This window comes from Cupriavidus sp. 2KB_3, assembly GCF_052115685.1.
GTDB classification, from domain to species: Bacteria; Pseudomonadota; Gammaproteobacteria; order Burkholderiales; family Burkholderiaceae; genus Cupriavidus; species Cupriavidus campinensis.
In genome coordinates, this window is sequence record NZ_JBFRHD010000008.1 from 213,793 (window position 1) to 231,481 (window position 17,689).

Sequence of the window (17,689 nt, forward strand, 5' to 3'; positions counted from 1 at the left end):
TCCGCCGCGCGTTCCCAATCCGGCAGACTCCTTGGCCCGCGTTGCCTCCCCGGATTGCGACGGGCGCCATTTCATTCCTCGAATTCTGACGCCATGAGCCAGCTCACCCACTTCGACACCGCCGGACAAGCCCATATGGTCGATGTCGGCAACAAGGCCAGCACCCATCGCGTGGCGGTGGCTACCGGCACCATCACCATGCTGCCGGACACCTTCGCGCTGGTGCGCGACGGCACCGCCAAAAAGGGCGACGTGCTCGGCATCGCCCGGGTGGCCGCGATCATGGCGACCAAGCGCACGTCTGACTTGATCCCGCTCTGCCATCCCATCGGCCTGACCAAGGTAGCCGTCGATTTCGCGCTGGACGGGCCCAGTTCCACTATCGCCTGCGTGGTACGCACCGAAACCCACGGCCAGACCGGGGTGGAGATGGAGGCGCTGACCGGCGTGCAGGTGGCCCTGCTGACCATCTACGACATGTGCAAGGCGGTGGACCGGGGCATGGTGATCGGCAACGTGAAGCTGCTGGAGAAGCATGGCGGCAAGTCGGGGGACTGGGTGGCGGGCTGATCGGGGTGCGTGTCGCCCCGGGTCACCCCCTATCGCCCCCGTGTCGCCCCCTGTCGCCCCCGTGTCGCCCCCTATCGCCCCCGTGTCGCCCCCTATCGCCCCATTGTCCCGCCCGTAATAAAGGTAACGCCGCATTTCCAAGTCCCCCGCGCCGGCGCCACTTCCGGAAAAATTGGTATTGAATACCAGCAAGGCCTGGCGGGGCCCGTCCACGGATCGGGCGGGTCAAGCGTTGAGGGGAAGGCTTAGGTAACAGGCCGCAACGCCGGAAGCGCCGCTTTCGGGATGTCGCCGGCACGCATGCAGCACATTGGGTAGGGGTACACATCATGAACGGGCGCAAGCTTTGCCAGATCGCCCTGGCTTTCGCGGCGGTGGCCACGGCCGCCGTCAGCACATCGGCCATCGCCGGCGGGCACTACCACGGGGGGCGCGCGCGCGTCGGCGTGGGTGTCTATGTGGGACCGGGCTGGGGAGGATGGGGACCCGGCTGGGGTCCAGGCTGGGGGCCCGGTTGGGGACCCTATGCCTATGGCCCCTATTACGCGCCCGGCTACTATCCGCCCGCTGTCGTCGCGGTGCCGGCGCCGAATCCGCCGCAGTACATCGAACAGGGCGCGGATGGCAATCCGGTGCCCGCGCCATCGGCCAGCGGCGCGCCGAATGACTCGCCGAACGCCTGGTGGTACCACTGCGACTCGCCCGAGGGCTTCTACCCCTACGTCCGCGAATGTCCCACCGGCTGGCAGCGGGTGCCGCCCACGCCGTCTTCGTCCACCACGCCGCAGGGCCATGTTCCGGGAGCGACGTCATGAATCTGCGCCTCGTTCCCCTGTTGCTGGCTGGCACGCTGGGCCTTGGCGCCTGCGCGGTCATGCCGTCCGGCCCGAGCGTGATGGCGCTGCCGGGCACCGGCAAGACCTTCGACCAGTTCCGTGGCGATGACTACAACTGCCGCCAGTTCGCGCTCGGCCAGGTGGGCGGCGTGAGCGCCCAGCAGGCATCGAACACGGCGGCCGTGGGCAGCACGGCCATCGGCACGGCGCTCGGCGCGGCGGCCGGGGCGGCATTCGACGGGGGTTCGGGTGCGGCCGTCGGGGCCGGCGTGGGCCTGCTCACCGGCGCTGCCGTGGGGGCCGGCAACTCGTATAACGCGGGATATGGCTCGCAACGGCAGTACGACGCCGCCTACGTCCAGTGCATGTACGCCAGCGGCAACCGCGTGCCGGTGTACGGCCAGATGGTGTCCACGCCGCGCGCCTCCAGCTACGCGGCGCCGCCGCCGAACTACCAGCCTTACTATCCCCCGCCTCCGCCGCCCGGCTACGTGCGCTGATGGTGCTGATGTTGCTGATTGTGCTGATGGCGTTGGTCACGGCTGATTTTCTGATCAGCCGTGGCCCTGCCGGGCGCGTACGCGCACCCAGGCGCAGAAGTCGCGCGGACGGTGCGCCTCGTCCATTTCCTCGCAGGCGTTGTCCAGCGTGTTGAACTGTGCGGCTTCGTCGCCCTGATAGTAATAGCGCAGGCGATCCATCCACAGCCGCGCGCGCTCTGGCTGGCCGGTCAGCGCCAGTAGCCACGCGGTGCGGCCGATCAGGTTCGGGGTGGGCAGCAGGTGCAGCGCATCGAGGTGCGCGGGTAGCAATTCAACGGCATTCTGGGCGGTGATGACGGTCCGCTCGATAGCCTCCGACGCGGCGTGCTGGCGGAACCAGTGGCGCGGCATCGGCAGGCCATCGCGCCGTTCATCGCTCGCATACTCGCGCGCCTCCACGCGGCGGTAGTCCTGCCAGAGCGTGGTCAGGATGATGGCCGAGAGCGCGACGAAGGCGATGCCGATGCCCATCGCCACCAGCTTGGGGACTCGCCGTTTTCCGAAGCCGGACGGCTCCAGCCATCCCAGCAGGAAGCAGAACGGCAGGAAGAAGTAGAGGTAATGGAGCGGGTATTCGAGCATCGAATGCGCGCCGACCATCGCCAGCCAGAGCAGGATCACCACGGTCTGCGGGCGCTCCGCCGACGCCGCGCGCCACAGCCGGCTTCGCACCACGCGCCACAGCCACGCCAGCAGCAGCACCCCCACGCCCGCCGTGCCCATCAAACCGGTCTTCGCCAGCAAATCGAGCACGGCGTTGTGGGCGTGCAGGGACATCTCGGCCGTCACGCGCAGTTGCGACATCTGCTGGAACTGCGCCCAGCCGAACTCCCCGTAACCCACGCCGAGCAGCGGATGCGATCGGAACATGGCGATGGCATGTGCCCACAGCGCGCCGCGCGCCGAGACCTGATCGCCGGCCTTCAGTTGCGCGACGGTATCGAATAATCGCCAGTCGAACGCCTGCCCGGCACTCTTGATGACCGGTTGCAGCACCACGATGCCGACAATCAACAGCACGGCGGCAAGCACCAGACCGGGCGGGCGCGCCATCGGATTCGGGCCGCGCCGCTCGCCGCGCGCCATGGCGGCGGCGATCAGGGCATAGATGGCGGCCAGCCCAACGTGGACAAGACCGGTGCGCGAGCCGGTCAGCGCGATGCCCGACTCGAGCAGCAGCACGGCGGCGAGCCATGCCGCAAACCCAAGCCGCTCCCGCCGCGCCAGCCAGATCGCGGCAACGAGGCCAAAGCCGTGGATCGTCGCCTGATGGTTGGGCTGGTTCAGGTTGCCCCACAGCCGGCGGTTGGTGTCGTAGAAATATACCGAAACGAGGCCGAACATCTGGTCTTCCATATGGAAGACCTGGATCCACTGCGCCAGCGTGCCGAGCAGCCCGGCAGCGAGGAAGGTGATGGCGATGGCATCGACAATCTCGGCCCGTTCCTCGGTGGAAAACCCCTGCCCAAGGCGCCACGCGGCGACCATCATGGCGGCACCGAGGGCGAGCACGATCTGGGTGGTGAAGCGGCTGCCCGTGATATCGGCCATGCCGGCGGCGGACTGGACGAGCGTGGTGAGGATCAGCCAGAGCGGCAGCAGGACGATCCAGGGGGCTAGGGGGGTGTCGGCCGAACGCCGGAAGGCCAGCAGACAGACCAGCGCGACACCGAGCACGCCGGCCGTCCATTCGCCATAGAAGGTGGCGAGCGGAAGCGTGTGCTTCGAAACCAGCAGCGGGAGGGTAAAGGCGGCGATGATCGCCGACCCCGGAAGCAAAGCCCTGGATGGCGGCATGCGGGCGCGAGGGGAAGGAAAGGCGCCATGATAGCTTGGCGGCTTACGGAAGCAGGAAAAGAAAAAGCGCCCGAAGGCGCTTTTTCATCACCACGCTGAGGAAAGCAGCGTTTGATTAGATTTCCACGCTGAAGAGGCCGCGTTCGATTTAGGTGCAGTTGCCCGGCTTCCACGTCGCATCGAATGCCTTCGGCGTGGTCGTGAATTTGCACGTCCAAAGGCCAGCGGTGTCACGGGACAAGGTGATCGTCGTGCCCAGGACTGACGTATTTGCATTGCCGTCCAGAACAGCTACAGCAGAGCCCGAGCCATCGCCCGCGCTGAAGTCGAACACATTAGCAGTCTTGGTCAACGTCGACTGAACATAGCCGATATCGGTGTCCGCGAACTTGATAGCGTTGCCGCGGTTAAGGTTGTCTTCAATAGCGGTTCTGTAGGCGTTCAGCTCGGCGTAGGCGCGATTGACCTGCGACTTTGCCACATACGATTGATATTGCGGAATCGCAATGGCAGCCAGGATACCGATGATCGCAACCACGATCATCAGTTCGATCAGCGTGAAACCCTTCTGGGCTTGGCGGCCCAGTTTTTTGATTTGTTGTACCCGTTGCATAAGGATTGACCCCTCGATGAGATTTTCGTTACAGAAAGAAACATCTGCTTGCATGTGATGCATTACCCCTAAAGCAGGGAGTGTGCCAGGCAGGCAAATGCCGATAATCTCATGGGGGAGTGACAAAATTTGGCCGATTTACGATTCCAAGGGATGGCCAATCAACAAAATTTGTCACATTTTGTGTCTACGGGACTGCCAAAGTTTTGCAGTGGACCGGCGTGGGCGCATCAAGCCTCAGGCGTATAGCCCCACCGGTACCGACATGCCTTAGGCCGCACATTTTCTCGGGTATTCGAATAACAGTCCCAGGACGCCGCACCGCCGCCAGCGTAGCCTTCAGACGGTTTGCCGGTCCCGGTCAACTCAAGCTCCACGAACTTGCCCCGGAGCAGCGGCGACGCATCCTCCCGGAAATACGCCCGCAGAAAGCACCCGCCGCCGTCTGAAACCTGGCCCATGGACTGGGCCACCACGCGCTCCACGTACTTTCCGTTAATGGTTGCAGCCGGCGGCAAGGCGGTATCGTTCTCCCCGGTGTTGTCGGGACATTGTGAGGAAAGCACATATGTCTCCAGCACCGAGACCTTCAACCCACCCAGCAAGTACAGCCCCTCGGCAAACTGGGCCCGCGCCACATAGGCGCGGTACTGCGGCATGGCGAGGCTGGCCAGGATGCCGATGATCGCCACCACGATCATCAGCTCGATCAGCGAAAAGCCTGCCTGCTGTGGACGAAGCTTGCGGCAGTCCATGGCGCACCGCCTCAGGCCGGGGTGGAGCTCGATCCCCGCACGCTGCAGGACTTCGGCATCAGCTTGTGGTCCACGTTGGAGAAGCAATCCCAGGTGAACGAGCCCTCGGAGCCCTTCAGTTCCAACTCCACATGCTTGCCGGCCAGCGCGCGCGAGACGTCACTCCGGAACCGGGCCGTGATCACACACCCGCCAGCGTCACCCACCACGCCATTGGCCTTGGTTTCCACCGATGCCACGTAACGGCCATTGATGGTCGAGCTCAGGGGCAGCCCGGAGTTGTTGGCGGTCTTGTTGTCCGGGCACGATCCCGAACTCACGTACGCCTCCACCAGCGACGTCTTCAGGCCGGACGCCAGCGTCAGCGCCTCGGCAAACTGGGCCCGCCCCACGTAGTCGCGGTACTGCGGAATGGCAAGGCTGGCCAGGATGCCGATGATCGCCACCACGATCATCAGTTCGATCAGTGTGAAGCCGGCGCGCGTGGCCCCGCGCACAAGACGGCCAAGCCGCCGTGGATAGGTGTTGGTGTGTTGCATAGGACCCCCTTTCTGGTTGTCGTCATCGACGCGATGACTGGGGTCGTATGCTGTGGCGGGCTGCGCGCCATGAATTTGATCGCGCGCAAACCGCCGGACGTTGATTCACTCTGATGGAAATGCACCAGAATCGGCGCATTTCAACCCGATTTTTTCGATGCCGACCGAGGATAGGAGCGGTCCCACCCTCGGTCAGCCGCCGTCAGCCGCCGGTGCGCAGATCAGGCCGGACTGGCCGCCGCCGCAGCCGCCACGTGGCGGCACGCCTTGGGCAGGTACTTCCGGTCAGCGCCCGATTCACACTGCCATGCCACGGCGCCCTGGTCCGCGCCGGTCATGCGCAGCGTCATGGACTTGCCCACCAGCCCCTTGGCGATACCCGCGTCCTTGAAGTTGGCAACGATGGTGCAGCCGCCCGCAGCCGTGGGCGTGCCGCCCGTGACCACGCTCTTGATGTACGTTCCGGCGATGCTGGTCGCCAGCGGAATCCCGTCCGCCGCCCCGCTGGCGTTGCTGGGACAGGTGCCGCCGTAGGAGAACGTTTCGATCACCGCCGGCTTCTGCCCTGACGCCAGGCTCAGTCCCTCGGCGAACTGCGAGCGCGCCACGTAGTCCTGGTACTGCGGAATGGCAACCCCGGCGAGGATGCCGATGATCGCCACCACGATCATCAGTTCGATCAGCGTGAAGCCGCGATGGCGGCGTGCGGAAGGCTTGCGTTGCATATTGACCCTTTTCATGGTGATGGTTGATGTCCGTGCCGCGCGGCGTTGCGCACCGGCACGGCACCCATGATCGGGAGGTCAGCCCCCTGCTCCGATTGATCTCCGACAATTCCCACAGGCTTGTGGGAATTGCTTGGAAATCCGCAGGAATTCGTGGCGTGGGCGCCTACAGGCCGCTGTTGCGCCGGCGCCGCCAAAGAAAAACGGGCGGCCAGATCGGCCGCCCGTTTCAGGCAATACGAGACTGCGAGTCAGGGGTGTCAGGCCACCTGCGCGCTCCGGCGCTTGAGCAGCTTGCCCACCAGCACCACCAGCACGGCCCCGACCAAGCCAAACACCAGATGGGCGTGCGGCACATGCACCTGGAACCACTCGGCGTCCACGGGGTCGCTCACCAGCATCTCGCCGGCCAGGTAGCCCAGCAGCGCGGCGCCCAGCACGATGATGATCGGGAAGCGCTCCATCACCTTCAGCAGGATGGTGCTGCCGAACACGATCAGCGGAATCGACAGGCCCAGGCCCAGCACCAGCAGCATCAGCTGGCTGCCCTCGGGGCCCTTCTGGGCGGCGGCGGCCACGGCCACCACGTTGTCCAGCGACATCACCAGGTCGGCAATCAGGATGGTGCGGATGGCTTGCCAGATGTTGTCCTTGGCGTCGTGGCCTTCCTCGTCGTCATCGCCGGTCAGCAGTTGCACGCCGATGTAGACCAGCAGGATGGCGCCGACGATCTTGAGGTACGGCAGCGTCAGCAGCTTCACGGCCGCCACGGTCAGCACCACCCGCATGATGATGGCGGCGGCGCTGCCCCAGAAAATGGCTTTCTTCTGCTGGGCCGGCGGCAGGTTGCGCGAGGCGAGCGCGATCACCACGGCGTTGTCGCCGGACAGCACGATATTGGTCAGGATGATGGATCCCAGCGCAATCCAGAATGCGCTGCTCGACAACAATTCCACGGCAAGACTCCTCGAATTTCTAGGTTTATTCCACGTTCGCCGACCGCCCGGCAGGCGGCGCCACTGCGAACTTTTGGATGTCTGAACTTACAGACATGGAGATGTATCGCACGAACCTTTCGATTCGGTTTCAACCTTCCGGCAGGCGGCTCGGGAAATACCCTAGGTCAACGTCTCGCCAGAATGACATTGCCCCCGGCAAGCGGGGGCAATGCGATGCAATCACCACACGCCAGGCGCCCGGTCCGGCACGCCATGGCGCGGGATGTGACGCATGATTTACAGCATCGCCTTCAGCAGGCGGCCCATCTCCGACGGGTTCTTGGTCACCTTGATACCGCAGGCTTCCATGATTTCCAGCTTGGCCTGGGCGGTGTCCGCACCACCCGAGATCAGCGCGCCGGCGTGGCCCATGCGCTTGCCCGGGGGCGCCGTCACACCAGCGATGAAGCCAACCACCGGCTTCTTCATGTTGTCCTTGATCCAGTAAGCGGCGTTGGCCTCGTCCGGGCCGCCGATCTCACCGATCATGACCACGGCGTCGGTGTCGGGATCGTCGTTGAACATCTTCATCACGTCGATGTGCTTCAGGCCGTTGATGGGGTCGCCACCAATGCCTACGGCCGACGACTGGCCCAGGCCCAGCGCGGTCAGCTGGCCCACGGCTTCGTACGTCAGCGTGCCCGAGCGCGACACCACGCCGATGCGGCCCTTCTTGTGGATGTGACCCGGCATGATGCCGATCTTGATCTCGTCCGGCGTGATCAGGCCCGGGCAGTTCGGACCCAGCAGCAGGGTCTTCTTGTTCTGCTTACGCATCTTGTCCTTGACTTCCATCATGTCGCGGACGGGAATGCCTTCGGTGATGCAGACCACGAGGTCCAGATCGGCGTCAACGGCTTCCCAGATGGCGGCAGCAGCGCCGGCGGGCGGCACGTAGATCACCGACACGGTGGCGCCGGTAGCCTGCTTGGCATCCTTCACGCTCGCGTAGATGGGAATGCCCTCGAAGTCCTCGCCGGCCTTCTTCGGGTTCACGCCCGCCACGAAGGCGTTCTTGCCGTTGGCGTAGTCGCGGCAGCCACGGGTGTGGAACTGGCCGGTCTTGCCGGTAATCCCCTGGGTGATGACCTTGGTATCTTTGTTGATCAGAATCGACATGCTGTAATCCTTTGCTTGGCGTCGCGCGGCGCGGGCAGGGCCTGCGCACCGCGCGCTTGCATTTGTTGGCGTATCGGCTTCGGCTTACTTGCCAGCGGCAGCGGCCACAACCTTCTGGGCGGCTTCTTCCATCGTGTCCGCCGAGATGATCGGCAGGCCCGACTCGGCCAGCATCTTCTTGCCCAGGTCTTCGTTGGTGCCCTTCATGCGGACGACCAGCGGCACGCCCAGCTGCACGGCCTTCGAGGCCGAGATCACGCCTTCGGCGATCACGTCGCAGCGCATGATGCCGCCGAAGATGTTGACCAGGATGGCCTCCACGTTCGGGTTGCTCAGCATCAGCTTGAAGGCTTCGGTCACCTTCTCGGTGGTGGCACCGCCGCCCACGTCCAGGAAGTTGGCCGGCTCGCCGCCGAACAGCTTGATGGTGTCCATGGTGGCCATGGCCAGGCCGGCGCCGTTCACCAGGCAGCCGATGTTGCCGTCCAGCGAGATGTAGGCCAGGTCGAACTTCGAGGCCTCGATTTCGTTGGCGTCTTCTTCGTCCAGGTCACGGTAGGCCACGATTTCCGGGTGACGGAACATCGCGTTGGAGTCGAAGTTGAACTTCGCGTCCAGGGCGATCACCTTGCCGTCGCCGGTCAGGATCAGCGGGTTGATTTCGGCCAGCGAAGCGTCGGTTTCCCAGAACGCCTTGTACAGGCCTTGCAGTGCCTGGCGTGCTTGCGGCAGGCTGGCGTCCGGCACGCCGATCTTACGTGCGATGTCGTCGGCTTCGGCGTCCTGCAGGCCCACGGCCGGGTCCACGATCAGCGTGTGGATCTTTTCCGGGCTGTGCGCGGCCACTTCCTCGATGTCCATGCCGCCTTCGCTGGAGGCCATCAGGGCCACCTTCTGCGAGACACGGTCCACCACCAGCGACACGTACAGTTCCTTCTTGATGTCAGCGCCTTCTTCGATCAGCAGGCGGTTGACCTTCTTGCCTTCCGGACCGGTCTGGTGCGTCACCAGTTGCATGCCCAGGATGTTGGTGGCGTAGGTCTTGACGTCCTCGATGCTCTTGGCCACCTTCACGCCGCCGCCCTTGCCGCGGCCGCCTGCGTGGATCTGTGCCTTGACGACCCACACCGGACCGCCGAGCTGCTCAGCCGCCTTCAGGGCTTCTTCAACCGAGAAAGCCGGGATGCCGCGCGGAACCGGCACATTGTATTTGCGCAGGATTTCCTTGCCTTGATACTCATGGATATTCATGCGTGTTTCCTTTCGGGTAGGCGTAAAGGGATGGGAAAAATGGGGGAGACGATTCGTCTCTCGCTGTTCCTGTGGGCGGACCGTGACGGTCAGCCCGAGGTTCCGTTGGGCCGGTGGGCCAGGGTGTCGCCGCCCGATGCCGGAGCATCGGCGCGTGACGCGGTCTGGGACGATGACGCCGCAGCGCCGGCCTTCGGTGCCGGCTGGTAGCCATACCAGCGCGGGTAAAACTGGCGAACCACCTCGCCCTCGAAATGGAGCGCGTGGCATCCATGGAGCTGGTAAGGCGGTTCGGGATTCGGATCGTTGACAGTGGCGCCGTCGCGCACATTGAAGACATCGCCGGCAAAGGCCTGGATGGCGGCAGTCGGCAGCACGCCGGCCAGCTCGGTCAGGTGGGTGCAGCCGGCCACGCCGGACAGCCGCTCGCGCACCGCCTTGCGGAACCCCTTCGTCAGGTTCAGGCCGATCAGCTTCCGGTAGGCCGGGCCGATCGTGTCGCAATGTGTCGGATACGGCACCCAATCGGAGCAGGCCTCGGCATCCACCACGTTCATGCGGAGGTCGATCGTCACGCGCAGCCATAGGTCGTGCAGCGGCTGGCCATTGGGGCGGATGCCGCCGCCGGCGAGTTCGATGTCACGTGGCTTGGTGTCGGTGAGGCGCGCCTCGATGTCCCACAGGCCGTCTTCCCGCGCATACGCTTCCGCCGTGATGGCACGGCGATGACGCAAGGTGCGGTTGGCAGGCGGGGAAAGTGGCATGACAGCTGGGGCTGACGCGGGATGTTGAGGCTGTGACCGGGGGCAAACTCACGGCCGGGGCGGGACGGCCGACAGCCGCACGGCCGCCAAGGCCGGAAAACCGGGAGAGTTTAACATGCCGCGCCGCTTTGACCGGGAACATCCTGCGATATGGAATGTCGGGGGCGAATTGTTGCGCCGGTAACAACGCCGAACCACGGCGCGGCAAGGGCTGGCGGGCCGCGATCGTGCCCGGCGACACGGCCAGTGGTGCGGCGCCGCAACGCCCGGCGCCGGATCACAAAATCCCTGTTGCGCACGCAGGTATACAGCGGTCTACGCGGCGCAATCGTCACCTCATTCGTCATCTTCCGCGCCGCGGATGATCTTGCCGACCACGGCGCGCGAGAAGCCGCGCGCGACCATGAAGCGGATCTGCTTGGCCCGCGCCTCCGGGGAATCCGGGGCTGTGCCGAAGCGCTTGCGCCAGACCTCCCGGGCCCGCTCGACCTCGGTTTCCCGCAGTCGATCCTGAAGATCGTGCAATTGTTCGTTGCCAAGCTGATGGGTCTTGGCCTCCTGCATCACCCGGGCGGCGCCATAGCGGCTGGCGCGGCGATGGACCAGGCTATCGACGAACCGGTCGTTCGACAGCCAGTTCTCGCGCTCAAGCGCGTCGAGCAGGGTGTCCACCTCCTCGGGCGTCTCGGCATGCGGCGCCAGCTTGCGCCGCAGTTCGGCGCGGCTGTGCTCGCGGCGCGACAGGTAGCCGACGGCGCGGGCCTTCAGCGAGAGCGGGGGGCGGGAGCCAGCCATCAGGAGGTCATCGACAATGCAGTACCCATAAAAAAAGCCGCCGCACGATCTGCGACGGCTTCCGAGGGGCGGAGAAAGATCCGCCTCAGCCTTCGATTTCGGCCGGTGCGGCCACGGCCGCGGCGTTCATCGCCACCACGCCCAGCGCCGCACGGACCTTGTTCTCGATCTCAGCGGCGATATCCGGGTTCTCGCGCAGGTATTCGCGCGCGTTGTCCTTGCCCTGGCCGATCTTCTCGCCGTTGTAGCTGTACCAGGCGCCCGACTTCTCGACGATCTTGGCATCCACGCCGAGGTCGATGATCTCGCCCTGCCGGGAAATGCCCTGGCCGTAGAGAATGTCGAAGAACGCCTCGCGGAACGGCGGCGACACCTTGTTCTTCACCACCTTGACCTTGGTCTCGTTGCCGATGACGTCGTCGCCCTTCTTGATCGAGCCAATCCGGCGGATGTCCAGGCGCACCGAGGCGTAGAACTTCAGCGCGTTGCCGCCAGTGGTCGTTTCAGGTGAACCAAACATCACACCGATCTTCATGCGGATCTGGTTGATGAAGATCACCAGGCAGTTGGTGCGCTTGATGGTGCCGGTCAGCTTGCGCAGCGCCTGGCTCATCAGGCGGGCCTGCAGGCCGGGCAGCGAATCGCCCATCTCGCCCTCGATTTCGGCCTTCGGCACCAGCGCGGCCACCGAGTCGATCACGATCAGGTCGATCGAGCCCGAGCGCACCAGCGCGTCGGTAATTTCCAGGGCCTGCTCGCCGGTGTCCGGCTGCGAGATCAGCAGGTCGCCCACGTTCACGCCCAGCTTGCCGGCGTAGTTCACGTCCAGCGCGTGTTCCGCGTCGATAAAGGCGCACGTGCCGCCCAGCTTCTGCATCTCGGCCACTACCTGCAGCGTCAGCGTGGTCTTGCCCGACGATTCCGGACCATAGATCTCCACCACGCGGCCGCGCGGCAGGCCGCCGACGCCCAGCGCGATATCGAGCCCCAGCGAGCCGGTGGACACTACCTCGATGTCCTTTTCGATCTCGCCATCGCCCAGACGCATGATCGAGCCCTTGCCGAACTGCTTCTCGATCTGGGAGAGCGCGGCGGCAAGCGCCTTCTGCTTCTCAGCGCTCACGCCGGCGCCGGCCTTCTTGTCGTCCATGGTCGTCCTTCAGTCAATGGTGTATAAATAGGCCGCATGCGGCGCGACGCCTGATTTTTAAGCAATTTCCGACGGAAATCGGCCTGAAAAGTGATCTGGCGTGCGACCCGACCCGACTGCCCACAAGGCAGCCTGCGGAATGTCGGGTACTGTATAAAAAAACAGTATGCTTGGCAAGCCCCACCGGTTCCGCAACCGCGTGGCGTGCGATGCTGGCAACAGGGTGGAGACAACCATGCGCATTCTGATTGCGGAAGATGACGACGTGCTGGCAGACGGGCTCACGCGCTCGCTGCGGCATTCCGGCTACGCCGTCGACCACGTCGCCAACGGCGTGGAAGCCGATTCGGCCCTGTCCACCCAGCACTTCGACCTGCTGATCCTGGACCTCGGCCTGCCTCGCATGCCCGGCCTGGAGGTGCTCAAGCGCCTGCGCACGCGTGGCGCGATGCTGCCGGTGCTGATCCTGACCGCCGCCGACGGCGTGGACGAGCGGGTCAAGGGCCTGGACCTGGGCGCCGACGACTACATGGCCAAGCCCTTCGCGCTGTCCGAGCTGGAGGCGCGCGTGCGCGCGCTGGTGCGGCGTGGCGCGGGCGGCGGTGCCACGCTGATGCGCCACGGGCCGCTGGCCTTCGACCAGGTCGGCCGCATCGCCTATCTGAACGAGCAGATGCTGGACCTGTCCGCGCGCGAGATCGGCCTGCTGGAGATCCTGCTCACGCGCTGCGGGCGGCTGGTCTCCAAGGAACAGCTGGTGGACCACCTCTGCGAGTGGGGCGAGGAAGTCAGCAACAACGCCATCGAGGTCTACGTGCACCGGCTGCGCAAGAAGATTGAAGTGGGCGGCATCCGCATCGCCACGGTGCGCGGCCTGGGTTACTGCCTGGAGAAGTTCCTGCCGGTGGCGGCGGTGCATGGCTGATCCGGTGGCGGCATGCGCCTGCTGAAACTGCCCTGGGGCCGCCCGCCTGCCCTTCCGGACCCGCCACCGCCCCTGCCGACCCTGGCCGATGCCGCCGCCGAGGACGCCGCGCTGGCGGACGCCCTGCCGCACCTGGAAGAATCGTCCGCCCATCCCTCGCCCCGCTCGCTGTTCGGCGAAATCCTCGACTGGATGCTCGCCCCGCTGCTGCTGCTCTGGCCGATGAGCATCGCGGTCACCTACCTCGTCGCCAAGTCCATCGCCAACGGCCCGTTCGACCGCGCGCTTGAGGCGAGCGCCATCGTGCTGTCCCAGCAGGTGCGCGAAGTGAACGGGCGCGTGACGCTGCAGCTGCCGCTCTCCGCGCGCGAGATTCTGCGTGCCGACGAGACCGACAATATCTATTACCAGGTGGTGGGCAAGCGCGGCGAGTACGTGGCCGGCGACCACGACCTGCCGCTGCCGTCCGAGGAGGACCAGGGCCATGCCGGGCTGGTGTCCCTGCGCGACGACCGCGTGGCCGGCAACGACGTGCGCGTGGCCTATACCTATGTGGACCTGAAGAGCGCCGGCTCCCAGCCGGTGCTGGTGCAGGTGGCGGAGACGCTCGACAAGCGCGCGCGGCTGGCCAACGAAATCATCAAGGGCGTGATCCTGCCGCAGTTCGTGATCCTGCCGCTGGCCGTGGTACTGGTCTGGTTCGGCCTCACGCGCGGGCTGGCGCCGCTGACGGCGATCCAGCAGCGCATCCGGGCGCGCAACCCGGGCGATACCAGCCCCATCGACGAGACCGCCGCGCCGCAGGAGATCACGCCGCTGGTGGCGTCGTTCAATGACCTGCTGGCGCGGCTGGACCAGTCCGTGCAGACGCAGAAGCGCTTTATCGCCGATGCCGCGCATCAGATGAAGACCCCGCTGGCCGGGCTGCGCATGCAGGCCGAGCTGGCGCAGCGCGAGCAGTCCCCGGAGGAGCTGCGCCGCTCGCTGGCGCAGATCGCCGGCAGTTCCGAACGCACCGCGCACCTGGTGACGCAGCTGCTGTCCCTGGCGCGCATGGAGAACCTGGCCGGCGCGGGCGGCATGGCGCCGCTGGACCTGACCGCACTGGCGCGCGAGGTGGTCAAGGACTGGCTGCCGCAGGCCTGGGCGCGCCGCATCGACCTGGGGCTGGAAGCCGATGACCACCCGGTGACCATCACCGGCAACCGCCTGATGCTGACCGAGATGCTCAACAACCTGCTGGACAATGCCATCCGCTACACGCCGTCCGGCGGCCATGCCACGGTGCGCGTGGCGGCCGATCCGTTCGAGCCGTTCGCCTATCTCGATGTGGAGGACACCGGGCCCGGCATCGCCCCGACCGAGCGCGAACGAGTGATGGAGCGCTTCTACCGCGTGCTCGGCACCAATACCGAGGGCAGCGGGCTGGGCCTCGCCATCGTGCGCGAGATCGTGCAGCAGCATGGCGGCGAGGTGGCCATCGACGACCACGTCTACCAGACGTCACCCCGCCTGGCTGGCACGCGGCTGCGGGTGACGCTGCGCCGCGCGGGCGCTGGCGCTGGCGCCGGCGCCGGGGAGCCGGCATGAGGCGTACCCCGCGCGACCGCATGACGCCGCAGGAGCGGCGCGCGTGGCGCCACAACCGGCGCTGGATCGCCGCGCTGCTGGTGGTTTGGTTCGTGGTGTCGTTCGTGGTGAGCTGGTACGCGCGGGAGTTGCGCTTCGACTTCTTCGGCTGGCCCTTCTCGTTCTGGATGGGCGCCCAGGGTGCGCTGATCGTCTACGTGGCGATGGCCGCGCTCTACGCCTGGCGCATGAACCGCGCCGACCACGAGTTCGAACCTGACGACCACCCTGCCGCGACAGCCGGCGCCGATGCCGCTCCACGGGGCGCGCCGCCCACCCCTCGACCCTCCGCAGGGGCCGATGCTGCATAGCAAGACGCCCGCGCAACCTGCTGCGTGGCGCGCCCGGCGCTCCGGCGGGCCGCAGTGCAGCAAACGGGGTGGCGCGCAAGCCACGCCACCCGCTAGCGTATACCCCGACGATTTAGGCACCATTCCCGTCATTTCTGTCAGAACGCAGTAAGTTTCACCTCCCACAATCCTCCTCAACTTCGATGCAGAGGTCCGCACACGCGTGGCCGCTGACAACGGGGAACCCTTTCGATGAGACGGAGGAGACAATAATGGCAAACGCGCAAAACGTGGCAATGCCGGGGGGCAGTGCACAAAACACGCCGATGACACGCGAGGAGCGGAAGGTCATCGTGGCTTCGTCGCTTGGCACGGTATTCGAGTGGTACGACTTCTACCTGTACGGCTCGCTGGCGGCGGTCATCGCCAAGCAGTTCTTCGCGGGCCTGGACCCCACCTCGGCGTTCATCTTCGCGCTGCTGGCCTTCGCGGCGGGCTTCCTGGTGCGTCCGTTCGGCGCGCTGGTGTTCGGCCGCCTGGGCGACATGATCGGCCGCAAGTACACGTTCCTGGTCACCATCCTGATCATGGGCTTCTCCACCTTCCTGGTGGGCCTGCTGCCCAGCTACGCCACCATCGGCTGGGCGGCCCCGATCATCCTGATCGCGCTGCGCATGCTGCAGGGCCTGGCGCTCGGCGGCGAGTACGGCGGCGCGGCCACCTACGTGGCGGAGCACGCCCCGCACGGCAAGCGTGGCGCGTACACGGCCTGGATCCAGACCACCGCGACGATGGGCCTGTTCCTGTCGCTGATCGTGATCCTGCTGACGCGCGAGCTGACCGGCCCGAACTTCGACACCTGGGGCTGGCGTATCCCGTTCCTGCTCTCGATCCTGCTGCTCGCCACGTCGGTCTACATCCGGCTGTCGATGAGCGAATCGCCGGCCTTCCAGAAGATGAAGGCCGAGGGCAAGACCTCCAAGGCCCCGCTGACCGAGGCCTTCGGCCAGTGGCGCAACCTGAAGATCGTGATCCTGGCGCTGATCGGCCTGACCGCCGGCCAGGCCGTGGTCTGGTACACGGGCCAGTTCTACGCGCTGTTCTTCCTCACGCAGGTGCTGAAGGTGGACGCCAAGACGGCCAACCTGCTGATTGCCGGCGCACTGGTGATCGGCACGCCGTTCTTCATCTTCTTCGGCGCGCTGTCGGACAAGATCGGCCGCAAGTGGATCATCATGCTTGGCTGCGCCATCGCCGTGCTGACCTACTTCCCGCTGTTCAAGGCGCTGACGCACTACGCCAACCCGGCGCTGGAGCGTGCCCAGCAGTCCGCGCAGATCGTGGTCACGGCCGACCCGAAGAGCTGCTCGTTCCAGGGCAGCCCGATCGCCCGCGAGATCGACTTCCGCAGCTCCTGCGACATCGTCAAGCGCACGCTGGCCCAGGCATCGGCCAGCTATGAGGTGGTCAACGCCCCGGCCGGCACGCCTGCCTCGGTGAAGATCGGCGACAAGGAGATCAAGGCGTTCGACGCCACGGTCGTGAAGGGCGCCTTCGACGACGAGAGCAAGGCGAAGATCGCCGCGTTCAAGAAGGAAGTGTCCGGCTCGATGGCCTCCCACGGCTACCCGACCAAGGCCGACCCGGCCCAGATGAACACGATCATGGTGCTGGTGATCCTGGTCATCCTGGTGATCTACGTGACGATGGTGTACGGCCCGATCGCGGCGATGCTGGTGGAGATGTTCCCGACGCGGATCCGCTACTCGTCGATGTCGCTGCCGTATCACATCGGCAACGGCTGGTTCGGCGGCCTGCTGCCCACCATCTCGTTCGCGCTGGTGGCCCAGAACGGCAACATCTACTACGGCCTCTGGTACCCGATCATCATTGCCGCCATGACCTTCGTGATCGGCGCGCTGTTCATCCGCGAGACCAAGGACGTGGATATCTACGCCAACGACTGAGCCAAAGCCAGATCCAGGTTGAGCGCTACGCAACCGCGCTCAGGATAGACCGGCACCGCAAGGCAGTACACGGCCGGTCGCTCCTTCTCAGGCAGATCCACGGATCTGCCATTTTTTTGGGCAGCCGCCCCGGGGCCTGCGGAAGCTTGCATAAAACTGTCACGAGGGTGTTGACAGGCGCCAAAGCGTGGGTATAATTGCGGTCTTCGTTGGCGAATTAGCTCAGTCGGTTAGAGCGACGGAATCATAATCCGCAGGTCCGGGGTTCGAATCCCTGATTCGCCACCATCTATTAGAAAAGCCGCAGTCCTTCACGGGATTGCGGCTTTTTGCTTTGGGCCGCGGCTTTGCGGCCCCCTTCCGTGCGGCTCCCTTCCGGCCGTCCCGCCCCCCCGCGTGACCCGCGGCGCGCATTTTCCAACAG

18 protein-coding genes and 1 tRNA gene are annotated in these 17,689 nt (G+C 65.5%); 8 read left to right on the forward strand and 11 right to left on the reverse strand.

Features of this window, described 5'->3' with window-relative positions:
• The first annotated feature begins 93 nt into the window (after positions 1–93).
• From moaC to AB4120_RS11215, 3 genes are all read left to right on the forward strand, one after another.
• Positions 94–570 carry a cyclic pyranopterin monophosphate synthase MoaC gene (moaC, locus tag AB4120_RS11205; RefSeq protein ID WP_149136645.1) on the forward strand — a complete coding sequence of 159 codons (477 nt, stop codon included), beginning with the start codon at positions 94–96 and terminating at the stop codon, positions 568–570.
• A gap of 329 nt (positions 571–899) precedes the next feature.
• The gene (locus AB4120_RS11210) at positions 900–1,385 is read left to right on the forward strand and encodes a hypothetical protein (RefSeq protein ID WP_441642245.1); all 486 of its coding nucleotides are present in this window, start codon (positions 900–902) and stop codon (positions 1,383–1,385) included.
• Positions 1,382–1,906: a hypothetical protein gene (locus AB4120_RS11215; protein ID WP_441642246.1), complete on the forward strand. Its 525-nt coding sequence runs from the start codon at positions 1,382–1,384 to the stop codon at positions 1,904–1,906. The genes AB4120_RS11210 and AB4120_RS11215 overlap by 4 nt, the downstream gene beginning before the upstream one ends.
• Positions 1,907–1,960: 54 nt before the next feature.
• Here the strand turns inward: AB4120_RS11215 and AB4120_RS11220 are convergent, their stop codons facing one another.
• From AB4120_RS11220 to recA, 11 genes are all read right to left on the reverse strand, one after another.
• Entirely contained in the window at positions 1,961–3,745 is a 1,785-nt protein-coding gene (locus tag AB4120_RS11220) for a PglL family O-oligosaccharyltransferase (protein WP_441642247.1), read from the reverse strand.
• Positions 3,746–3,893: 148 nt separating this feature from the next.
• A complete protein-coding gene (locus tag AB4120_RS11225; protein ID WP_441642248.1) occupies positions 3,894–4,358 on the reverse strand; it encodes a pilin in 465 nt (154 codons plus the stop codon).
• Between the two features lie 230 nt (positions 4,359–4,588).
• On the reverse strand, positions 4,589–5,113 hold the full coding sequence (locus AB4120_RS11230) for a pilin (protein ID WP_441642249.1): 525 nt from the start codon (positions 5,111–5,113) through the stop codon (positions 4,589–4,591).
• Positions 5,114–5,124: 11 nt separating this feature from the next.
• Positions 5,125–5,652, reverse strand: coding sequence for a pilin (locus AB4120_RS11235; RefSeq protein ID WP_149136651.1), 528 nt, complete (start codon positions 5,650–5,652; stop codon positions 5,125–5,127).
• 221 nt (positions 5,653–5,873) lie between these two features.
• Positions 5,874–6,377 carry a pilin gene (locus AB4120_RS11240; RefSeq protein ID WP_262389480.1) on the reverse strand — a complete coding sequence of 168 codons (504 nt, stop codon included), beginning with the start codon at positions 6,375–6,377 and terminating at the stop codon, positions 5,874–5,876.
• A gap of 260 nt (positions 6,378–6,637) precedes the next feature.
• Entirely contained in the window at positions 6,638–7,333 is a 696-nt protein-coding gene (locus tag AB4120_RS11245) for a TerC family protein (protein WP_149136653.1), read from the reverse strand.
• Between the two features lie 279 nt (positions 7,334–7,612).
• The gene (sucD, locus tag AB4120_RS11250) at positions 7,613–8,494 is read right to left on the reverse strand and encodes a succinate--CoA ligase subunit alpha (protein ID WP_144197276.1); all 882 of its coding nucleotides are present in this window, start codon (positions 8,492–8,494) and stop codon (positions 7,613–7,615) included.
• An 84-nt stretch (positions 8,495–8,578) separates the two neighbouring features.
• Positions 8,579–9,745, reverse strand: coding sequence for an ADP-forming succinate--CoA ligase subunit beta (gene sucC / locus AB4120_RS11255; RefSeq protein ID WP_144197275.1), 1,167 nt, complete (start codon positions 9,743–9,745; stop codon positions 8,579–8,581).
• An 89-nt stretch (positions 9,746–9,834) separates the two neighbouring features.
• Positions 9,835–10,509 carry a DUF2889 domain-containing protein gene (locus AB4120_RS11260; protein WP_441642250.1) on the reverse strand — a complete coding sequence of 225 codons (675 nt, stop codon included), beginning with the start codon at positions 10,507–10,509 and terminating at the stop codon, positions 9,835–9,837.
• 336 nt (positions 10,510–10,845) lie between these two features.
• Entirely contained in the window at positions 10,846–11,304 is a 459-nt protein-coding gene (gene recX / locus AB4120_RS11265; protein ID WP_441642251.1) for a recombination regulator RecX, read from the reverse strand.
• A gap of 85 nt (positions 11,305–11,389) precedes the next feature.
• Entirely contained in the window at positions 11,390–12,454 is a 1,065-nt protein-coding gene (gene recA, locus AB4120_RS11270) for a recombinase RecA (protein ID WP_144197272.1), read from the reverse strand.
• Between the two features lie 235 nt (positions 12,455–12,689).
• Here recA and AB4120_RS11275 point away from each other — a divergent pair, with 235 nt between their 5' ends.
• From AB4120_RS11275 to AB4120_RS11295, 5 genes are all read left to right on the forward strand, one after another.
• Entirely contained in the window at positions 12,690–13,379 is a 690-nt protein-coding gene (locus AB4120_RS11275) for a response regulator (protein WP_144197271.1), read from the forward strand.
• Between the two features lie 12 nt (positions 13,380–13,391).
• Complete coding sequence (locus AB4120_RS11280; RefSeq protein WP_441642252.1) at positions 13,392–14,969, forward strand: sensor histidine kinase N-terminal domain-containing protein; 1,578 nt, start codon at positions 13,392–13,394, stop codon at positions 14,967–14,969.
• Positions 14,966–15,319: a DUF4212 domain-containing protein gene (locus AB4120_RS11285; protein WP_149136657.1), complete on the forward strand. Its 354-nt coding sequence runs from the start codon at positions 14,966–14,968 to the stop codon at positions 15,317–15,319. Before AB4120_RS11280 ends, AB4120_RS11285 begins: the two co-directional genes overlap by 4 nt.
• A gap of 251 nt (positions 15,320–15,570) precedes the next feature.
• Positions 15,571–17,265, forward strand: coding sequence for an MFS transporter (locus tag AB4120_RS11290; protein ID WP_149136658.1), 1,695 nt, complete (start codon positions 15,571–15,573; stop codon positions 17,263–17,265).
• 211 nt (positions 17,266–17,476) lie between these two features.
• A tRNA-Met gene (locus AB4120_RS11295) sits at positions 17,477–17,553 on the forward strand.
• The last annotated feature ends 136 nt before the right edge of the window (positions 17,554–17,689 follow it).

Coding starts and splice junctions, on each gene's coding strand:
- moaC (WP_149136645.1), top strand. CDS start 94: ATGAGCCAGCTCACCCACTTCGACACCGCCGGACAAGCCCATATGGTC.
- AB4120_RS11210 (WP_441642245.1), top strand. CDS start 900: ATGAACGGGCGCAAGCTTTGCCAGATCGCCCTGGCTTTCGCGGCGGTG.
- AB4120_RS11215 (WP_441642246.1), top strand. CDS start 1,382: ATGAATCTGCGCCTCGTTCCCCTGTTGCTGGCTGGCACGCTGGGCCTT.
- AB4120_RS11220 (WP_441642247.1), bottom strand. CDS start 3,745: ATGCCGCCATCCAGGGCTTTGCTTCCGGGGTCGGCGATCATCGCCGCC.
- AB4120_RS11225 (WP_441642248.1), bottom strand. CDS start 4,358: ATGCAACGGGTACAACAAATCAAAAAACTGGGCCGCCAAGCCCAGAAG.
- AB4120_RS11230 (WP_441642249.1), bottom strand. CDS start 5,113: ATGGACTGCCGCAAGCTTCGTCCACAGCAGGCAGGCTTTTCGCTGATC.
- AB4120_RS11235 (WP_149136651.1), bottom strand. CDS start 5,652: ATGCAACACACCAACACCTATCCACGGCGGCTTGGCCGTCTTGTGCGC.
- AB4120_RS11240 (WP_262389480.1), bottom strand. CDS start 6,377: ATGCAACGCAAGCCTTCCGCACGCCGCCATCGCGGCTTCACGCTGATC.
- sucD (WP_144197276.1), bottom strand. CDS start 8,494: ATGTCGATTCTGATCAACAAAGATACCAAGGTCATCACCCAGGGGATT.
- sucC (WP_144197275.1), bottom strand. CDS start 9,745: ATGAATATCCATGAGTATCAAGGCAAGGAAATCCTGCGCAAATACAAT.
- AB4120_RS11260 (WP_441642250.1), bottom strand. CDS start 10,509: ATGCCACTTTCCCCGCCTGCCAACCGCACCTTGCGTCATCGCCGTGCC.
- recX (WP_441642251.1), bottom strand. CDS start 11,304: ATGGCTGGCTCCCGCCCCCCGCTCTCGCTGAAGGCCCGCGCCGTCGGC.
- recA (WP_144197272.1), bottom strand. CDS start 12,454: ATGGACGACAAGAAGGCCGGCGCCGGCGTGAGCGCTGAGAAGCAGAAG.
- AB4120_RS11275 (WP_144197271.1), top strand. CDS start 12,690: ATGCGCATTCTGATTGCGGAAGATGACGACGTGCTGGCAGACGGGCTC.
- AB4120_RS11280 (WP_441642252.1), top strand. CDS start 13,392: ATGCGCCTGCTGAAACTGCCCTGGGGCCGCCCGCCTGCCCTTCCGGAC.
- AB4120_RS11285 (WP_149136657.1), top strand. CDS start 14,966: ATGAGGCGTACCCCGCGCGACCGCATGACGCCGCAGGAGCGGCGCGCG.
- AB4120_RS11290 (WP_149136658.1), top strand. CDS start 15,571: ATGGCAAACGCGCAAAACGTGGCAATGCCGGGGGGCAGTGCACAAAAC.